The organism is Flavobacterium cyanobacteriorum (assembly GCF_002251835.1).
Taxonomy (GTDB): Bacteria; Bacteroidota; Bacteroidia; order Flavobacteriales; family Flavobacteriaceae; genus Flavobacterium; species Flavobacterium cyanobacteriorum.
The window spans coordinates 1-1,563 of record NZ_NOXV01000023.1 but is presented as its reverse complement, the minus strand read 5'-3'; the positions used below and the strand labels follow the sequence as shown (position 1 = coordinate 1,563).

General features: G+C 36.8%; 3 protein-coding genes. 1 reads left to right on the top strand and 2 read right to left on the bottom strand.

Going from position 1 to position 1,563, the window contains the following annotated elements:
• Positions 1 to 60: 60 nt before the first annotated feature.
• A complete protein-coding gene (locus CHU92_RS00180; RefSeq protein WP_094411417.1) occupies positions 61 to 387 on the bottom strand; it encodes a hypothetical protein in 327 nt (108 codons plus the stop codon).
• Positions 388 to 396: 9 nt separating this feature from the next.
• Positions 397 to 618 carry a hypothetical protein gene (locus tag CHU92_RS00175; RefSeq protein ID WP_094411415.1) on the bottom strand — a complete coding sequence of 74 codons (222 nt, stop codon included), beginning with the start codon at positions 616 to 618 and terminating at the stop codon, positions 397 to 399.
• A 281-nt stretch (positions 619 to 899) separates the two neighbouring features.
• On the opposite strand from CHU92_RS00175, the gene pth reads away from it, so the two are divergent.
• Entirely contained in the window at positions 900 to 1,523 is a 624-nt protein-coding gene (pth, locus tag CHU92_RS00170) for an aminoacyl-tRNA hydrolase (protein ID WP_094411413.1), read from the top strand.
• Positions 1,524 to 1,563 lie beyond the last annotated feature (40 nt).

The following is a 1,563-nucleotide window of genomic DNA, read 5'->3' as shown; positions in this document are numbered from 1 at the left end:
TTTTATTGATTTTTAATCAATTATATTTTTTGTCGTGTACTAAAGTTATGTTGTTATAAATTACCTAAAGTCAACAGTACCTCCTGTTGTCTCGCCTTGCTTTAGTGATAGGCTCAACTCATATACTGCAACGTAGTAAAGGCCAACACATTCCTGCAGGCTTGTAGCCTTAGGGGCAGAGAATGAAATAGTATTTACAACTTTTCCACTCCTGTCTAAAATGAGTATATTGCCTGAACAAGTACCAACAACTTCATGTGTAACGCATTCATCCTTAGTGTTACTATTTACTACATCTAATCCAAATCCTGATATTTCAGGAATATTTGCCCAACCTGCGCTTACTACACCGGCTATGGCTGCTAAACTATAAATAGACTTTTTCATGATATTATTTTATGGTAAATATGAAACCGTTCCACTTGTTGTTTCACCTTCTCTTAAGCTTGCATCCACAGTGGCAACTGCTTTTGAGAATCGGGATAAGCAATCTAACTGATTAGATGCATTTTTATCACTAAAAACGTAAGTTTTTATCTTGTTCCCATTTTTATCAAGAACATGGATTTCACCTGCACACATAAATGGGAGGAACTTAAAAAGTTCTTTAATTTCCATTTGCGACGGCTTCGCATTTTCATAATTTTTAAAATTTGAAGCGCTGGCTACCGTGCTTAAAGCACAACTGAGAACTAAACATAAAAAAAAATTTTTTCATAATCTAAAACTTTAATTGTTAATAAATATTTAAACAAGCTTGTTCTTAATTAAATGCTTAAATATTTAAGCATGTTATCGAAATTAGAAAATATTAAAAAAATTATTGTTAAAAAAGTGTTAAAAAACTTAATATTATCATAATTAAAGTTAATCAATTTATAAATATTTATCTTTGCCGCATGAAATGGCTTACCTCCTTTTTTAAGGCAAAACCTACAACAGACACCATTGACCCCATGAAAAAATACCTGATTGCAGGCCTTGGCAATATAGGCGCCGAGTATGTAAATACCCGCCATAACATTGGCTTTAAAGTACTTGACCACATAGCTAAACAGGAAAACCTTGACTTTGCCACAGTTAAACTTGGCACCTTAGCCGAATACAAACTTAAAGGCCGGACACTGTTCCTGCTGAAGCCCAACACGTACATGAACCTGAGCGGTAAAGCAGTGAAATACTGGCTCGATAAGGAAAACATACCGTTAGAGAACCTGCTGGTAATCACTGATGACCTTAACCTGCCTTTCGGCACCCTACGCATTAAAGGCAAAGGCAGTGACGGCGGGCATAACGGGCTGAAAAGCATACAGCAGATATTAAATACGGCCGATTATCCGCGTTTTCGTTTCGGGATAAGCGATGCGTTTAAGAAAGGGCAGCAGGTAGATTATGTACTGGGCGAATGGAGCCAGGAAGAAAAAATAAAACTAAATGAAAGGCTTGATGTATCGGCCGAAGCAGTCCGTTCGTTTGCCTTAGGCGGCCTTGCCAATACGATGAGCAGCTATAACGGCAAATAAAAGAAGCCGTCTCAATACTTAAATTTTGAGACGGTTTTTT